The sequence below is a fragment of the Streptomyces sp. NPDC090994 genome (assembly GCF_044768905.1).
In the GTDB taxonomy this organism is placed as follows: domain Bacteria; phylum Actinomycetota; class Actinomycetes; order Streptomycetales; family Streptomycetaceae; genus Streptomyces.
Genome location: NZ_JBIVWS010000007.1, coordinates 347553 through 363838 on the forward strand (window position 1 = coordinate 347553; position 16286 = coordinate 363838).

The 16286-nt window shown below is 73.3% G+C and carries 13 protein-coding genes; 5 read left to right on the forward strand and 8 right to left on the reverse strand.

The window, feature by feature from the left end:
• Positions 1–5: 5 nt before the first annotated feature.
• Positions 6–1292, reverse strand: coding sequence for an MFS transporter (locus tag ACIQR3_RS18610; protein WP_403539968.1), 1287 nt, complete (start codon positions 1290–1292; stop codon positions 6–8).
• A 147-nt stretch (positions 1293–1439) separates the two neighbouring features.
• Here ACIQR3_RS18610 and ACIQR3_RS18615 point away from each other — a divergent pair, with 147 nt between their 5' ends.
• On the forward strand, positions 1440–2099 hold the full coding sequence (locus ACIQR3_RS18615) for a TetR/AcrR family transcriptional regulator (protein ID WP_403539970.1): 660 nt from the start codon (positions 1440–1442) through the stop codon (positions 2097–2099).
• A gap of 34 nt (positions 2100–2133) precedes the next feature.
• On the opposite strand, the gene ACIQR3_RS18620 is transcribed toward ACIQR3_RS18615, so the two are convergent.
• From ACIQR3_RS18620 to aztB, 7 genes are all read right to left on the reverse strand, one after another.
• Positions 2134–5076: a hypothetical protein gene (locus ACIQR3_RS18620; protein WP_403539973.1), complete on the reverse strand. Its 2943-nt coding sequence runs from the start codon at positions 5074–5076 to the stop codon at positions 2134–2136.
• 2 nt (positions 5077–5078) lie between these two features.
• Positions 5079–6935 carry an HSP90 family protein gene (locus ACIQR3_RS18625; RefSeq protein ID WP_403539975.1) on the reverse strand — a complete coding sequence of 619 codons (1857 nt, stop codon included), beginning with the start codon at positions 6933–6935 and terminating at the stop codon, positions 5079–5081.
• A 279-nt stretch (positions 6936–7214) separates the two neighbouring features.
• A complete protein-coding gene (locus tag ACIQR3_RS18630; protein ID WP_403539977.1) occupies positions 7215–8207 on the reverse strand; it encodes a hypothetical protein in 993 nt (330 codons plus the stop codon).
• A 191-nt stretch (positions 8208–8398) separates the two neighbouring features.
• On the reverse strand, positions 8399–9610 hold the full coding sequence (gene aztD / locus ACIQR3_RS18635; protein ID WP_403539979.1) for a zinc metallochaperone AztD: 1212 nt from the start codon (positions 9608–9610) through the stop codon (positions 8399–8401).
• Between the two features lie 86 nt (positions 9611–9696).
• Positions 9697–10686, reverse strand: a complete 990-nt coding sequence (aztC, locus tag ACIQR3_RS18640; RefSeq protein WP_403539982.1) for a zinc ABC transporter substrate-binding protein AztC — start codon at positions 10684–10686, stop codon at positions 9697–9699.
• Positions 10683–11960: a hypothetical protein gene (locus ACIQR3_RS18645; RefSeq protein WP_403539985.1), complete on the reverse strand. Its 1278-nt coding sequence runs from the start codon at positions 11958–11960 to the stop codon at positions 10683–10685. Before ACIQR3_RS18645 ends, aztC begins: the two co-directional genes overlap by 4 nt.
• A 31-nt stretch (positions 11961–11991) precedes the next feature.
• The gene (gene aztB / locus ACIQR3_RS18650; protein WP_403539987.1) at positions 11992–12837 is read right to left on the reverse strand and encodes a zinc ABC transporter permease AztB; all 846 of its coding nucleotides are present in this window, start codon (positions 12835–12837) and stop codon (positions 11992–11994) included.
• Positions 12838–12852: 15 nt separating this feature from the next.
• On the opposite strand from aztB, the gene aztA reads away from it, so the two are divergent.
• The 4 genes from aztA to ACIQR3_RS18670 all read left to right on the forward strand — a co-directional run bounded on the left by aztA (position 12853) and on the right by ACIQR3_RS18670 (position 16283).
• Positions 12853–13596 (forward strand): zinc ABC transporter ATP-binding protein AztA, encoded by a 744-nt coding sequence (gene aztA / locus ACIQR3_RS18655; RefSeq protein WP_403539990.1) that lies wholly within the window; start codon positions 12853–12855, stop codon positions 13594–13596.
• A gap of 158 nt (positions 13597–13754) precedes the next feature.
• Positions 13755–14585, forward strand: a complete 831-nt coding sequence (locus ACIQR3_RS18660; RefSeq protein ID WP_403539992.1) for a class I SAM-dependent methyltransferase — start codon at positions 13755–13757, stop codon at positions 14583–14585.
• A 48-nt stretch (positions 14586–14633) separates the two neighbouring features.
• On the forward strand, positions 14634–15824 hold the full coding sequence (locus tag ACIQR3_RS18665) for a GTP-binding protein (RefSeq protein WP_403539995.1): 1191 nt from the start codon (positions 14634–14636) through the stop codon (positions 15822–15824).
• A gap of 39 nt (positions 15825–15863) precedes the next feature.
• Positions 15864–16283 (forward strand): Fur family transcriptional regulator, encoded by a 420-nt coding sequence (locus tag ACIQR3_RS18670; RefSeq protein ID WP_403539998.1) that lies wholly within the window; start codon positions 15864–15866, stop codon positions 16281–16283.
• Positions 16284–16286: the final 3 nt, after the last annotated feature.

Genomic DNA, 16286 nt, shown 5'->3' on the forward strand with positions numbered 1-16286 from the left:
CTGCCTCACTTGACGCTGCGGATGAACTGGACGGCGAGCGCGCCGAGCACGCACGCGACGCCGCCGAAGAGGAAGAGGGCGCCGTAGTTCCCGCCGCCGCCGAGGGCGAGCAGGGCCGGAGCCATGATCGGCACGAGGGACTGCGGGAGGGCGTTGCCGATGTTGAGGACACCCATGTCCTTGGCGGCTTCCTCGGGATCGGGCAGGACGGCCGCCGCGAGGGCGACGTCGACCGAGAGGTAGAGGCCCTCGCCGAAGCCGAAGACGACCATGGCGAGGACGTAGAGCGGGAAGGAGTACGCCGTCGCGACGAGGAACAGGCCGAGCGCGAGGATGAGCGAGGAGCCGAGGACGTAGGGCTTGCGGCGGCCCGAGCGGTCGGAGAGGGTGCCGCCGAGGAGCGAGCCGGCGACGACCGCCGCGACCATGGCGACCGTGCCGATCAGGACCTTGCCGGAGACCTCGTCCTCGCCGTACCCGAGGCGGTCCATCAGGAAGTACACCTGGTAGCTGGTGACGCAGGAGGTGCCGACGAAGACCAGGAAGCGGCCGGCGAAGTTCCAGGCGAAGTCCGGGTGCCGCTTCGGGTTGACCCAGAAGGAGCGCAGGAACTCGCGGAGACCGTACGGCGCGAAGGCGCCCGGGGTGGCGGGGCGGTCCTTCATCACGGAGGCGAGGTAGCTCACCCCGGCGAGTCCGACGGCGGCCGGCACGACGAAGGCCAGCGCGAGGTTGTCGTCGAAGACGTTGGCCAGCACGGTGCCGGCGACCATCGCCAGCGAGGTCATCATGCCGATGATGCCGGAGACCTTGCCGCGCTGCTGCTCGGGCACCAGGTCGGGGACGCCGGCGACGACCGCGGACAGGGCCGCGTTGCCGCCGAGCTGGGCCAGTGCCCAGCCCAGCATGAGGACCGGAACGCTGCCGCCGAGGGCGACCACGAGCAGCCCGAGGAACGCGGCCGCCATGCCGCCGACCAGCCAGGGACGGCGGCGTCCGAAGCGGCCGCGGGTGCGGTCGGACAGGGAGCCGAAGACCGGGTTGCCGATCATCGCGAGGATCGCGCCGAGGGAGAGGACCTGGCCGAGGGCGGCGCCCCGGTCGTCCGCCGGGACGATCTGCGCGACCCGTAGCGCGAGGGTGACCATCACCGGCGTCAGCAGCGAGAGCATGACGCCGAACTGGGCGAAGGCGAGGCCGAAAACAAGCGTTCCGGGAACGGGCTGGGGCGGCGCGGACAGGGCCGGAGCGGGGGACTCGGCGTCCGGCGCGGCGTCGGGGATGACAGCCATGGCGGCTCTCCAGTGGGGAGGGGGACGGCTTCCTCGCCGTCCGACATCCTCACGGTAAGCGCACAAACCGAGTAGGTACTATGTTTTCACGCGTGGCTTGAATCACACCCTCGAAGGGCTTGCCCGGACGCGGACTAGGGTGAAGGAATGGACCGAACTCAGGACCCGAGGCCCCGCAGAACCGCGGTTCGCGGCAGTTACTCGGTGGGTGACGAGCGCCGCGCCCGCATTCTCGACGTGGCCGTCGAGCACTTCGCGCAGTGGGGCTTCCACGCCTCCTCGCTCGCGCGGATCGCGAAGGACGTCGGCATCACCCAGGGCGGTCTGCTGCACCACTTCCGCAGCAAGGAGGACCTGCTCGTCTCGGTCCTGCGGCACAGCGACGAGCAGGACGTCGCCCGGTTCTTCGCGACGGAGGCGCGGTCCGCCGTCGAGGCGTTCGAGACGCTGGTGGACCTCGCCGCGTACAACGCGGCGCGGCCCGGCCGTACCAGGATGTTCAACGTCCTGGCCGCGGAGGCGGGCGAACGGGGCCACCCCGCGCACGAGTTCTTCACCCGCCGCTACCGCACGGTCATCGGCCACTCCGCCCGGCCGCTGCGCGCCGCCGTCGAACGGGGCGAACTCCGGGCCGGCACCGACTGCGAGGGCGTCGCCGCGGAGGCGGCGGCCGTCATGGACGGGCTTCAGCTGCAGTGGGCGCTCGCCCCGGACACGTACGACATGGCGGGCCGGCTGCACACCTATCTGGACCGGCTGCTGCGCTCGGTCACGGTGGACGGCTCCGGGCTGCCCGCACGCCCCTGAGGGCGGCCCCCCGAGGGGGCCGCCCGATGCCGGGTCATTCCTCGTCGCGCAGGCGGGCCGCCAGGGCGGTCAGGGGTTCGGTCTCCTCCGTGTGGCCCAGCGCGGTGAGGCGGGCGACGGCCGCGTCGAGGCGGGTCAGGGCCGGGACGGGACGTTCCAGGTAGATGCCCTCGACGGCGCCCGCGAGCCGGACGCACTCGGCCCACTCGCCGGCCCCGTCGGGTTCCGGTCCCGGCTCGCCGAGCAGGGCGAGGGCCTTCTCCAGGGCCGCGAGGGCGTCCTCGTACGCACCGGCGTAGGCGTTGACCCTGCCGTGCTCGTAGGCCAGGGCGGTGTCCAGGGAGCGGCCCTGGGGCACGTGTCCGGCGGCGCGGGCCTCGTCGGCGACCCGGGCGGCGTCGGCGAGGTGGGCCCGGGCGTCGGCGAGGCCCTCGGGGCCCTGGCGCTGGGCCTGGAGCCGGGCGAGTTCCCGCAGGCAGCTGCTGAGCTGCTCGTAGCGCGGGGCGCGGGCGTGGGCGGCGAGCGCCTGGCCGGCGGCCTGCCGGGCCCGGTCGAACTCGCCGGACTCACCGAGGAGTACGGCCGTCTCCGCGGCGATCATGGCGTGGCTGCCCGGGTCGTCGTCCCAGTCGGCCGACTCGGCCGCGAGGGCGACGAGTTCCGCCGTGGCGGCCTTGAGGTCCTCCCCCGCGTGCAGCGCGCGGGCACGGGTCAGGCGCAGTTGGGCCACCAGCCGGTCGTCCAGCTCTCCGGCGGTGACGTCGGGTTCGGCGAGCAGGGAGTCCAGCAGGGCGATGCAGTCCTCGACGCGGCCCAGGTCGAGGCTGAGCTGCGCGGCGTTGGCGTAGGTGCAGAACGCGTCGGTGCGGCTGCCGGTGCGCAGGTCGAGTTCGGCCGAGCGGGTCAGGTGGCGCAGGGCCTCGTCGGGGCGGCCCAGGTGCATGCAGGTCTCGGCCAGGTCGCCGTGCAGGCGGGCGGTGTCGCTCGTGCCGGCCGGCCAGTCCGCGGCCAGCCGCAGGGCCTCGGTCAGGTTCGCGTGGGCGGCCTCGGCGTCGCGCAGGCCGAGCTGGAGCCGGCCGCGCAGGCCGAGCGTGCGGGGCAGGTGCCAGGCGGGGCCGTGGGTCCGCAGCCGGTCGAGGAGGGCGTCGATGCCGGTGACGGCGGCGGGCAGGTCGCCGGAGAGGGCGTGGGTGGTGGCCCGCAGCAGCAGGGCGCCGGAGAGCTGCCCGGCGAGGTCGTGCCGGGTGGCGAACGCCTCCAGCAGGTCCACCTCGGCGAAGACCGGCGCGATGTGCTGCTCGCTGTGCGAGGTCTGCAGACGCAGGCCGAGCGCGGTCGCCCGCAGCCGCAGCAGCCGGGCCTCCTGGTACGGGGCGAGGCCGGGCGTCTGCTCGTGCAGGCGGACGACCGCCTCGTGGGCGGCGGTCAGCGCGGCGGTCCTCGCCTCGTCCGCGTCGGTGTCCTCCCCCGGGATCTGGGTGGCGGCGAGCAGGGCGCAGCCGCGCGAGACCGCCGCGTCTCCCGGCCGGCCGGCGTCCTCGTACAGCCCCGCGGCCTCCTCGTGGAGGGCGGCGGCGTGGGCGTGCTCGTCCTTCTCGGACGCCAGGCCCGCCTCGTCGGACAGCAGGTCGGCGCGGAGCCGGACCAGCGGGCCCACGGCCGGGTCGTCGGGGTGGGTGTAGTCGCGGGCGGCTGCGAGGGTGCGCAGCCGCGCCCAGCGGGCCCGGGCGTCCGGATGCCCTTCCTGCTCCGACGCCCGTGCCTGGACTATGAGTTCGGGGAGTGACTCCGGCTGGTCGGCGGAGGCCGGGCGGGCGGCGGGCGGGGCCGCGGGGGCGGCCGGGGCGACGTCGTCGAGGGCGCGGGGACGCAGGGTCAGCTCCAGCGCGTCCAGGAGCGGTTGCCTCGCGAGGCGGTCCCCGCGGCGGTCGGTGTGGACCGTGGTGCCGCCCCGGGTGTCGAAGCGGGCGGCGAGGTCGTCGGCGCGGGCGTGGATCTCGGTGCGCAGGGCGGCCACCGTCCAGGTGCGGCCCGACGGGCCGGTGGCGGGCAGGCCGCCGTGGCCGAGGGACTCGACGCGCTGGAGGAGGACCTCGACGCCGGTGAGGAAGTCGAGCTGGTCCAGCGGCGAGTCGACCTGGTCGAACAGGGTGCGGTTCTCGGCGAGGAGTTCCAGGCCGCGGGCCTCGTTGCCGGTCAGCGCGCAGAACTCCAGGTGCCGGCCGACCTCCCCGGACATCGAGGGGTTGCGGCGGCAGCCGCGGTAGCCGGCCAGGTGCAGGGCGCGGGCCCGGTCGGTGCGGCCGGTGCGCAGCAGGGGCAGCAGCGCGTACGAGACGGAGCGGGCCGGTTCCTCCTGGCAGGACTCCTGGCCGGCCAGGACGGGCTCCCAGACGCGCAGCGCCCGCTCGTCGTCGCCGGCCGCGAGGTGGTGGCGGGCGCGCTGGCAGATCTCACAGGCCTCGCAGTCGCTGAGCTGGGTGCGGACGCGGCCCGCCCACAGCTCGTAGGCGAGGTCGGTGTCCTCGCCGAGGTGGGCGGCGAGCTGGTAGGCCTGGCCGTAGTACGGCTGGAGGCCGAGGCCCGCCTTCTCGTAGCGGTCGCGCATCTCGGTGAGCCACTGGCGCAGGCTGGCCAGGGGGATCTCGGGCAGCTGGCGCAGGGCGTGGGCCACCCACTTGAACCGCCAGAACAGCAGGTGGCGCAGCCGCTCGTCGAAGAGGTCGGGCTGCTCGTCGAAGAGGGTGAGCAGCCGCGCGAAGACCACGGGCGACTTACGGGGTTCGGAGCCGTAGGTGTACGCCTCCTGGAGTTCGAACAGCGCGTGGATCAGGGGTACGGGCTCCTCGAACCGCTCGGCCGCGTCGGCGAGTTCCTCGGCGGTGACGGTGCGGGTGCGGCCGTAGGGGCGCCGGTCGTTCTCCTGGAGCGCCTGGTACAGCTCGTCCGTGTTCCGGGGTGCGGATGTGGTGGGCATCGTCAGCTGTCCTTGCGGAGGGCGTGGGCGAGAAGGTCGAGGAAGGAGCGGTTGATGAGGCTCGACTCGGCGGGCCTGAGCGGGCGCCGGGACAGCATCGCGGCCTGCCCGTACAGGGCTTCGGCGCTGGTGCGGGCCAGTTCCGGTTCGTCGATGGCGACGGCGGCGCGGACCAGCGGGTTGAGCTGGTTGAGGATGAGCTGGGCGCGCGGGGCCTCCTGGCGCAGCGCGCCGAGGATGTCGCCCCACAGGCCGCCTTCCTGCTCGCGGGCGAGCCGGGAGCGGGTGCGCTCGTGCCGGGCCTCGCGGCTGTCCATGAGGAGGGCGGGTGCGGAGGCGGGCTGGAAGGTGCGCAGGGCGACGTCGCAGTCGAAGACGGCCAGGGCGTCGCGGGCGAGGGCGAGGTAGGCCGCGGCGGCGAGTTCGGTCTCCCGGTCGACGGGGTCGAGGTGGGCGGTGAGGGTGGCCGGGTCGAGGTCGGCGACGGTGGCCTCGGGGCGGATCTCGGGGAGTCGGTGGACCAGTTCGCGGTCGTAGGTGTAGCCGCCGTTGACGACGCCGAGTCCGGCGGCCGAGGCGATCGCGGCGATCTGCCGGAACTCCTCCACGCTGGAGGTGACGAGGACGGTGCGGTGGGTGCGGGCGAACTCGTCGAGGGTGGTGTGTCCGTCGGTGGTCTCGAACGGCAGCCAGGGCAGCAGCATCCGCAGGATCTCGTCGTCGTGCACGGCGAGGGACTTCACGGCCAGGTGGTGGATCCGGAGGAAGCGGCCGAGCAGGTCGGGGTCGCTGGCGGCGGCGCGGGCGATCCACTCCCGCAGCCGTTCGGCGAGGGCCTCGCGGACGGCGGCGAGGGTGTCGTCCTCGTACAGGGACTCGCGGGAGGCGGTGGGGCGCAGGCCCTCGGCGTCGACGACGCAGCGGACGAAGAACGCCCACTCGGGCAGGATTTCGTCGGCCTGCTCGGACAGCAGCATGCCCTTGACGTGCACGCGGTGGCCGTGCCGGCGGCCGGCCGGCACCGTCTCGGGCAGCACGCAGGCGATGCCCTTGAGGCCCACGGCGGGCAGGTCCAGTTCGATGGTGTCCAGCGGGGTGAACCCGAAGACCTCCTCGCCGTACGCGGCGAGCGCGCGGGAGCGGGCTCCCGGGGTGGGGTGGGCGCGCTCCCAGGGGGCGGGTTCGGGATTGACGGGCACGCCGGGGCCGTCGGGGCCCGCCGTGCCGTCGTCGAAGGTCACCGGGTGGCGCAGCAGGGAGCCGAAGTGCCGGGCCAGGGCGTGCACTTGGGCGGGGCGGGTCCACTCCCCCGCGTCGGCGCGGGGCGTCAGGGTGACGGTGGTGCCGGGCCGGGGGCGGGCGGAGGCGGGCAGGGTGCGGACGGTGTAACTGCCGTCGCCGCGTCCGCGCCACTCCACGGCGGGCGCGTCGGGGGTGCGGGCGGAACGGCTCAGGACGTGGATCTCGTCGGCGACCAGGAAGCAGGAGAGCAGACCGATGCCGAACTGGCCGATGAAGTCGCCGCGTTGCTCGGCGATCCCTTCGGCCCGCTTGCTGCTGCGGCCGATGGTGGCGAGGAAGGCGTGCACGTCGGCGTCGGTGAGGCCGACACCGTCGTCCTCGACGCGGACGACCGAGCCGTCGGCGTACAGGCGGATGCCGAAGGCGTCGGCACCGGCGGCGGGTTGGAGCGCGTGCCGGGCGGTCAGCGCGTCCACCGCGTTCTGGAGGAGTTCGCGGAGGTAGACGCGGGGGCTGGAGTAGAGGTGGTGGGAGAGGAGGTCGACGAGGCCGCGCAGGTCCACCTGGAAGGTGTGATCGGCGCCGGCCGCGTTCGCGGCGGTGTCCGGGAGAGTCATCGGGCAGTCCGGGGTGGGAGGGTCGGCAGGGGCATGGGCAGGGGCAGGAGTATGGGCAGGCGGGGGCGGTGGTGCGGGCCGGCCGTGGCGTCGATGACCGGCGGACCGGGTGCGGCGTACGCGGCGGACGGACCGGGTGCGGCATGCGCAGACGCCGGACCGGGAGCCGCGTACGGACCGGGATCGGCACACCGCCCACAGGGACAACCGAGGGCGGCGGACCGGAACGGACCGGATCCGACGGGACGCCGGCGATGGGCGGGCGGGGCCGGCCGGCGGTCAGACGCGGCGGTGGTGGCGGGCGAACCGCTTCTCGGGCTCCGCGAGGTACTTCCAGGGCCAGCTGTCGGTGTAGGCGCCGTCGAGCGTCTGGAAGACCCGCCGGATCGTGTGCCGTTCGTCGGCCAGCGACAGGGCCATGGCGAAGAGGTTGAAGTCGTACTGCCAGCCGGGCCGCCGCTCGTAGGCAGGGTGGAGGATGCTGTGGTCGGCCGCCTGCCGCAGCTCCGCCCGGATCTCGTCGGTCTGCAGACAGTCCCCGCTGTCCGACTCGACCCAGTCCTCGATGTGCGCGATGGCGATCACGCAGCCGAGCCGGTGTCCCTGCGGGGTGCGGGCGAGCGCGTCGCGGGCGTATGCCAGGGCCTCGCCCGGCTCGCCGCCCCAACGGGGCTGCAACTGCGACACCCACTCGATGTGGCACTCCAGGTCCAGCGGGTCGCGGCGCAGGGCGGCGTCGCGCCGGGTCTCGTTGACGGCGGCGCCGAGCGACATGCCGCGGCCGGAGGTGAGCAGGCTGCGCCAGGGAGTGACCCAGTCCGGCCGCAGTTCGGCGGCGGCGAACAAGTGCTCCTCGGCGATGTGGAGCCGCTCGTGGAAGATCCGCCACTGCTCCTGTGTGACGTTCACGGCGCGGTCGCTGGTGCGTGCTTCCCAGCCCCAGCTGAGGTGGCGCTTCCCGGAGATCAGCAGGGCCGTCGCCCGGTGCTCGTCGTCCTTCTCCTCCTCGACGGCGCGGCCGATCCAGTCCTGCACACCGGCCCGGTCGGCCAGCTGGCCCAGGACCTGGTGGTCACGGCCGGCGTCGAAGGGGGCCAGCGCCGTCTTGACCGCGTCCCAGTCACCGGCTTCGGCGGCCTCCACCAGGGCGTGCACCCGCTGGTCGCCGAGGGCGCGCAGCGTGTACATCCCGTTCTTCTGTCTGTGCGGAACGGGAAGGGCGTGCGGGTCCGCCGGTCTCTCCCCGCCCCTGCCGAACAGCTTGCCGAACATGCCGCGTCCTCCCCTGGTCCCGCGTGATCAACTGGTGCAGCATAAGCGGCCCCACCGACATCACGCCCACAGGGTGTTCACGGATGCTTCACGGACCCGGCCCCCGGCTTCAGGTTCTCGGGGAGCACGGCGGACGCCGCCGCCCCGCGGTCCGTACGGTGCGGGGCGGCGGCGTCGTGGGGCGTACCGGGTCAGTGGCCCGCGACGACCCCCGACAGCTCGTTGGTGCTCTCCGGCAGGGTCACGGAGGTGATCTTCTTGCCGGTCGTGAGGTCGACGGCGTGCAGGGCCTTCTCGCCGGGTTCGGAGACGTAGGCGGTGGTGCCGCGGACGAACAGGGTGGGCCGGGCCTGCTGCCAGTCCAGCGGTTCCTGCCACTCGGCCACGACGGGGATCTTCTTCTCGATCTTGCCGTCGGCCGGGTCGATCACGTGGATCGCGCCGTCCGTGCCGAGGACGAGTGCCTCGCCCTCGGGGCCGCGGGCCAGTGAGCGGAAGGAGTAGCTGGTGCCCAGGTCGACCAGGCGCAGCTTCTTCTTCTCGGTGTCGATGAGGGAGATGCGGGTGGGCCGCTCCAGTTCGGCCTCCGGGTCGGTCTTGTAGTCGCCGAGCAGGACCGGGGAGGCGTCGCTGCCGGCCTGGTTGCCGATGCGGCCGTAGTCGTCGGGGGCGTCGATCTTGGTGAACTCGCCGTCCTTGTAGATCAGTACGCCGTCCTCGCAGCCGACGGCGACGGCCTCGTTCCGCGCGGCGGCCTCACCGTGGACGCCGGGGCACTTCTCGTTGCGGTCGATCTCCTTGTCGTTCTTGTCCAGGACCAGCGCGCCCGTGCGCTTCTCCTCGGTGCCGAGGGTGGTGAGGAGTTCGCCGTTCGCCAGCTCGATGGCGACGCCGTGGTGGGCCTCGGCGGAGGTGTAGGTGCGGGTCTCGGGCTTCTTGCCGGCGGCGAGGTCGGCGGGGTCGAAGACGTTGACCTCGCCGGTGCCGTCGGTGAACAGCACCGTCTTGCCCGCGTGGCGGACGACGTGGCCGGGCTTGGCACCCTGGTACTCGATGTCGGTGAGGGCCTGTCCGGTGGCGTCCAGGACGCGGAAGCCGCTGTCGGTGGAGACGATGACGTGGTCCTCGTCGCCCGCGGGGTTGACCCGGTTGAAGCCGGCCAGCTCGATGGTCTTGCCGAGCTCCAGGGTCTCGCCGTCGAGGATGTAGAGGCCGCCGTCGAAGGTGGCGACCAGCGGGTCCTTGACCGCCGCGGCGGGTGAGGCGCCGGCGGTGCCCTCGGTCTTGGCCTTGGCGTCGGAGGAGGAGTCCGAGTCCTGCCCGCCGCAGGCGGTCAGGACGGTGGACACCGCCAGGGCGAGTGCCGTACCCGTGAGGGCTCTCCTGCGTGTGGTCGTGTTCACCGGTGTGTTCCTTCCATGGCCGCGTGTGGCGGCGGGAGTCGGGTGGTCCCGGCCGGTCGGCCGGTGTCGTTCGGGTCGGTGGGAGGTCAGTCGCCGGCGGTGCCGGCGGTCAGGCCGTCGGTCATGGCGGTGGTGTTGGCGCGCATCATCCGCAGATAGGTGTCGGCGCCCTCGCCCTTGGCGGTCAGCGACTCGGAGTACAGCTCGACGACCCGCACCTGGCCGCCGAGTTCCGTCTTCAGGACCTCGGCCAGCCGGGTGGGCTGGGAGGAGTCGGCGAAGACGGTGCGTACTCCGGCGTCCTCCATCGCCTGGGTGAGGGAGCGCAGGTCGGAGGAGCTGGGTGAGGCGAGCGTGGTGCCGCTGGGGATGACCGCGCCGATCACCCGGAAGCCGAAGCGGTCGGCGAGGTAGCCGAAGACGTGGTGGTTGGTGACCAGGGCGCGCTTGTCCTCGGGGACGCGGTCGAAGGACTTCTCCATCCAGGTGGTGAGGTGCGCCAGCTCCTCGTCGTAGCGGGCGGCGCCGGCGCGGACGGTGTCCTCGTCCACCCCGTCGACGTGCTCGATCACCTGGTCGGCGATGAGCCCGGCGGCCTTGCGCACCCGGTCCGGGTCGGTCCAGAAGTGCGGGTCGGGCTGTCCTTCCCCGTCCTCGGGGCCGCCGTCGTCGCCGGCCTTGAAGGTGAGGGGGTCGGCGGCCTCGCCCGCCGCGAAGGTGGCGACGCCCGCTTCACGGGCGGCGGTCACGTGTCGCAGTACGTTCTCCTCCAGGCCGAGGCCGTTGTAGACGACGAGGTCCGCGCCCTCCAGTTCGGCGGCCTGGACGGCCGACAGGCCGAAGGAGTGCGGGTCGGCGTTGGGCTTCATCAGGACGGTGACGTCGGCTTCGTCACCGACGATCTCCCGGGTGACGTCGCCGAGGATGTTGGTGGTGACGACGATGGCGGGCCGGTCGTCACCGGTGGCGCAGGCGGTGGCGGTGGCGGCCGTGACCAGGGCCAGCAGGCCCATCAGCGCGCTGCGCAGCCGTGCCGCGCCCAGGCGCACCCGCCGCTTCGTCGCGCCCCGGCTCATCGGCCGGTCTCCGCCATGAGGACCGGCTCGATGTCCAGGTCGAAGGAGCGGGCGATGCGCAGGCCGTCGTTGTAGTCGATCTCGAACACCTGCTTGCCGTCCGGGTCGTTGACGTACGCGCGGCTGCGGTCCACCTCGATCACCGGAGCGCCGTCGTCCGCCCCCGCCCGCTGCTTCCCGGTCAGCAGGCTCTTGGTACGGGCGGTCTGCTTGCCGGTGGCGATGTCGTAGCCGTGCAGTGCCCCGTCGGTCTCCAGGACGAGCAGCGGGGAGCCCTCCCCGGCGGTGTTGGCGGCGACGACGGGTCCGGTCTCCACCCGGGTCCAGGTCCGCTCGGTGACGTCCAGGACCCATACGGCGTCGTCGCCGGCGGGTGCGGTGAGGGTGTCGCTGCCGGAACGCTGCCGGAAGTCGGTGGCGCGTTCCGCGGCCGGTACGTCCTCGTCGTAGGCGATCTTCTCGGCGGTGAAGGCGCCGTTCTCCTCACGGACGAGCAGGGCGCCGTCGGCGCAGCCCAGCACCACGCCGCGCCGGGTGACGGCGTCGCCGCGCGGCTCCTCGCACGCGGCCTCGGGGGCGGCGACGCGCTTGCCCGTGCGGTCGAGTACCACGAGTTCCGTGGCGCCGCGCGGGCCGGTGAAGCCCAGGAGGTGTTCCGCGTAGGGGACGACGGCTCCGTCGTAGGTGCCCGGCAGGGTGCGGGAGGACGCGATCTCGCCCTGCTCCAGCTTGCTCCGGTCGTACAGGACGGCCTTGCCGTCCTCGCCGGTGACCGCGGTGACGGTGATGTCGCTGCGTATGCGCGCCTCAACGCCGACGGGGAGTTCGCCGACGTAGCGTACGGCAGCGCGGTAGTAGTGGACGTGGTCGCCGTGGTCCACCATCCAGGAGCCGCTGTCGACGACGTGCGTGGCGCCGGAGGCGTGCAGATAGCCGAACCGGCCGTCCGTGGCCAGCCGGGCGGCACCTGTCACCTGGTCCGTCTCGGTCACCTTGCCGGTGATGAGGTCGAGGACCCGGGTGTTCCCGCTCGCGGGGTCGTTGAGCAGCAGCCGGGACTGCTGCTCGGCGGCCTCCTGGGCTCCCTCGACATAGCCGTGCGGGGTGGCGGACGGCGAACTCGCCGCCGGCCGGCTGTCGTCGTCCTGCTCTCCGCCGCAGCCCGTGGCGAGCAGCGCGGTGAGCGCCAGTGCGGCCGGAGCCCATGGCTTGACGTTTCTGCGGACGGTGTTTCTGCGGACGGCGCCGGCAGTGTTCAGGGTGCGGACGGTCAAGACGATCGCCTCGGATTTCCTTCGGTCGGCTTCACAGGGCAGGGGTGGCGGCGAGACGCGCGCGGCGGTGGCGGAGGCCGGACGCCAGGTGGGAGAGGAAGAACAGGCTCACCGCGAGGGCGGAGACGGTCGCTCCGGCGGCGGTGCTCAGATGCCAGGACAGGAGCAGCCCGCCGAACGTGGCGACGGCGCCGAGGAGCGCGGCCAGGACCATCACCCCGCGCACCCCGCGGGCCCACGGCAGGGCGGCCGCCGGCGGGGCGATGAGCAGGCCGAGGACGAGCAGGGTGCCGACGATGTGGAACGAGGCGACGATCGCCAGGCCCAGCAGACCGAGCAGCACGGCGTGCGCGAGGCGCGGACGCAGCCCCAGGGTCTGCGCCTTGCGGGAGTCGAACGTGAGGGCGAGGAAGGCCCGGTGGCCCAGGACCGACACGACCAGGGCCGCCAGCAGCGCGCCCGCCAGGAGGAAGAGGTCCTGCTCGCGGACGGCGAGCACGTCGCCGAAGAGGAAGCCGGTCAGGTCCACCGCGAAGGACTGCGACCGCGACACGATGATGACGCCGAGCGAGAGCATGCCGACGAACAGCAGCCCGATCCCGGTGTCCTGGGAGAGCCGGGGTGTACGTCCGAGCGCGGTGACGCCGGCCGTCATCACGGCCGCGCTCACCACCGCGCCGACCATCAGGTTGCCGCCCAGCAGCGCGGCCAGCGCCACCCCCGGCAGCAGCCCGTGGGACATGGCGTCGCCGAGGAAGGCCATCCCCCTGAGCACCACCCAGGTTCCGGCGAGCGCGCAGATCGCGGAGACGAGGATCCCGCCCCACAGGGCGCGCTGCACGAAGGTGACCTCGAACGGGGCCGTCAACCAGTCCATGGCGAGGACACTACAATGAAAACCATGTTCAAAAAACCGGGCCCTCCGCCCGTCCCGCCCCAGGAGGGGACCGTGCGCGTCCGCCTCACCGAGCTGTGCGCCGGCTATCCGGGGCGCCCCGTGCTGCGCCAACTCAGCGCGGACATAACGGGGTTGGCCATGACCGCACTGGTCGGTCCGAACGGCAGCGGCAAGTCGACCCTGCTCGGCGTGCTCGCCGGTGTGATCCACCCGACATCCGGCAGGGCGCGCCACCACGGGGAGCTGCCGCCCGCCTTCGTGCCGCAGCGCGGAGCCGTCGGCGACACCCTGCCGCTCACCGTCCGGCAGACCGTGGAGATGGGCCGCTGGGGCGAGCGCGGCCCCTGGCGCCGGCTGACCCGGCGTGATCACGCGACGGTGGACGCCGCGCTCGACCGGCTCGGCATCGGCGGCCTCGCCGCGCGCCAGCTGGGCGAGCTGTCGGGCGGCCAGCGGCAACGGGCGCTGATCGCCCAGGGGTTGGCACAGGAGTCCGACCTGCTGCTGCTCGACGAGCCGACCACGGGCCTGGACCCGGAGGCCAGGGAACGGATCGGGACGCTGCTGACGGAACTCGTCGCCGACGGTGTGACGGTCGTACAGGCCACGCACGATCTGGCGGCCGCCCGCTCGGCGGACGCCTGCCTGCTGCTGCGCGACGGACGTCTCGTCGGGCAGGGGCCTCCCGGCCAGGTGCTCACCACGTCGGCACTGGCCGAGATCTGGCAGCCGGCCTGACGGCGGGAACGCGACCGGGCACCGACGGCACCGGCGGGGCGCGATCCGGCGCCCAGCCCGCCGCCGGCCCGCCGAGGTCCGGCGACACCATTAACAATGAACACCGTTTTCATATAGCGTCGTGGTTCCACTCATCTCCGCAGTCTCTGGAGGCGGCCATGACGGCACGGCGTGAGGTGTCACCGGGCACGGTGCAGGAGACCCTGCTGATCCCGCTGTACGGGCGCGCGGTGGAGAACCGCAAGCCCGAACCGGCCCTGCGCGATCCTCGGGCCGAGGAGATCGTCGCGGCGATCGACTACGACTTCGCCCGCTTCGACGGTCTGCCCAGCCTGGTGGGTTCGGTCCTGCGCACCGCCCTGTTCGACCACTGGGTGTCGGAGTTCCTCTCCGGCTCTCCCCAGGGGACGGTGGTGGAGCTCGGCGCCGGGCTGAACACCCGTCACGAGCGGATCGACAACGGCCGGGCGCGCTGGTTCGAACTGGACCTGCCCGACGTGGCCGACCTGCGGCGTTCGTTCTTCGCCGACACCGCGCGCCGGACGTCGATCGCCGCCTCCGTGACCGACCCGTCCTGGGCCCGGACGGTCGCCGCCGGGTCGGGGGGACCGTACTTCTTCGCCGCCGAGGCCGTCCTGCCGTTCCTCACGGAGGACGACGTGCGCGGCGTCGTCGCCGGCATCGCCGAACGGTTCCCTGGCTCCCTGCTGGCCCTGGACACCGCCGGCCCCGGCATCGTCGGCGCGCAGGACGAGCACGACGCGCTCGGCAAGGTCGAGGCGCGGATGCGGTGGGCCTGTGCCGGTCCCGCCGACGTCGCCGCCTGGCTCCCGGGCACCGAGGTGCTCGCCTCGTGCACCGTCGCCGCCCTGCCGTCACCCCTGCGCGACCGTCTGCCCGGCCCCTACCAGGAGATGCTCTCCGGCCTGGCGCGGCAGCGCCTGCCGCAGGTCGAGGAGTACCGGCTCGGACTCCTGCGGCTCCCGTAGCACCACCTCCCACCACTCCCCCCGTACCCCCACGAAAGGATCCGCTCCATGGCCGTTGAGAGGCCGCCGTCACGACGCCTTCCCGTCACCGTGCTCTCGGGTTTCCTCGGCGCCGGGAAGACGACACTGCTCAACCACGTCCTCACCAATCGCGAGGGCCTGCGCGTGGCGGTGATCGTCAACGACATGAGTGAGATCAACATCGACGCCGCGCTGGTGCGCGGCGGCGAGGCCGCGCTCTCCCGGACCGAGGAGCGGCTGGTGGAGATGACCAACGGCTGCATCTGCTGCACCCTGCGGGACGACCTGCTCGACGAGGTCGACCGGCTCGCCCGGGAGGGCCGCTTCGACTACCTGCTCATCGAGTCCAGCGGCATCTCCGAACCCATGCCGGTGGCGGCCACCTTCGCCTTCGCCCGCGACGACGGCGCCACCCTGGACGACGTGGCACGGCTGGACACCATGGTCACCGTGGTCGACGCGGCCAACTTCCTGGCCGAACTCGACCGCGGTGACGACCTGGCCGAGCGCGGGCTGGCCCCGTACGAGGACGACGAGCGCACCGTCAGCGATCTGCTGATCGACCAGGTGGAGTTCGCGGACGTGCTGGTGCTCAACAAGCTGGACCTGGTGGACGGCGCCGAAGCCGACCGGCTGCGCGGGGTGCTGACCCGGCTCAACCCCCGGGCCCGGTTGATCACTTCGGTGCTCGGGCGGGTCGACGCGCGGGACGTCCTGGAGACCGGGCGGTTCGACCTGGAGCACGCCCAGCAGGCGCCGGGCTGGGTGCGGGAGCTGAACGGGGACCACGTGCCGGAGACCGAGGAGTACGGCATCTCCTCCCTGGTCTTCCGGTCGGCGGCGCCGTTCCACCCCGGCCGGCTCTGGGAGTTCGTCACCGAGGGCCTGGACAGCGGGGCGTACGGCCGTGTCCTGCGGTCCAAGGGGTTCTTCTCCCTGGCGGGCCGCGAAGGCGTGACCGGGCTGTGGTCGCAGGCCGGTTCCGTCGCCCGGTTCGAGCCCTCCGGCACGCGCGACGCCGAGCTGCCGGACGCCCAGGAGCTGGTCTTCATCGGCGTCGGCCTGCGGGCCCAGGCGCTGCGGGTCGCCCTGGCCGGCTGTCTGCTGGCCGAGGGGGAACCGGTGCCCGCAGCCGATCCGTTCCCCGGCTGGGACACCGGGGAGGTCTGCGCGCACGAGCCCGGCCACGGACCGTCGTCCCTGGCAGCGGCCGTCTGACCGGGGGCGGGCCGTTCCCGCCGTGACGGAGGCACACCGATGTACGGAACGACCCGCGGCGCTTGGCGCTTCACCCCGCAACGGGCCGCCGTCCTGGAGGCGTTGACCGCGTGCGACGGCTTCACCTCGGCCCAGACCCTGCACGCGGCGCTCACGGCCGACGGGGTCGAGGTCGGCCTGACCACCGTCTACCGCACGCTGCACCTGCTGGAGTCCGCCGGCCAGGTGGACATGGTGCGCGACAGCGACGGCGAGCGTCTCTACCGGCCCCGGCCCGCCGACGGCCACCGGCACTACCTGCTGTGCCGGCGCTGCGGCCTCAGTCTCGCCGTCGACTCCGACGAGGTCGAACGGTGGGCGGCGGACATCGCGCGCGTCACCGGCTTCCACGACGTGGACCACACGCTGGAGCTGACCGGCATGTGCGACGACTGCCACACCGGACGTACGGACGCCTGACGG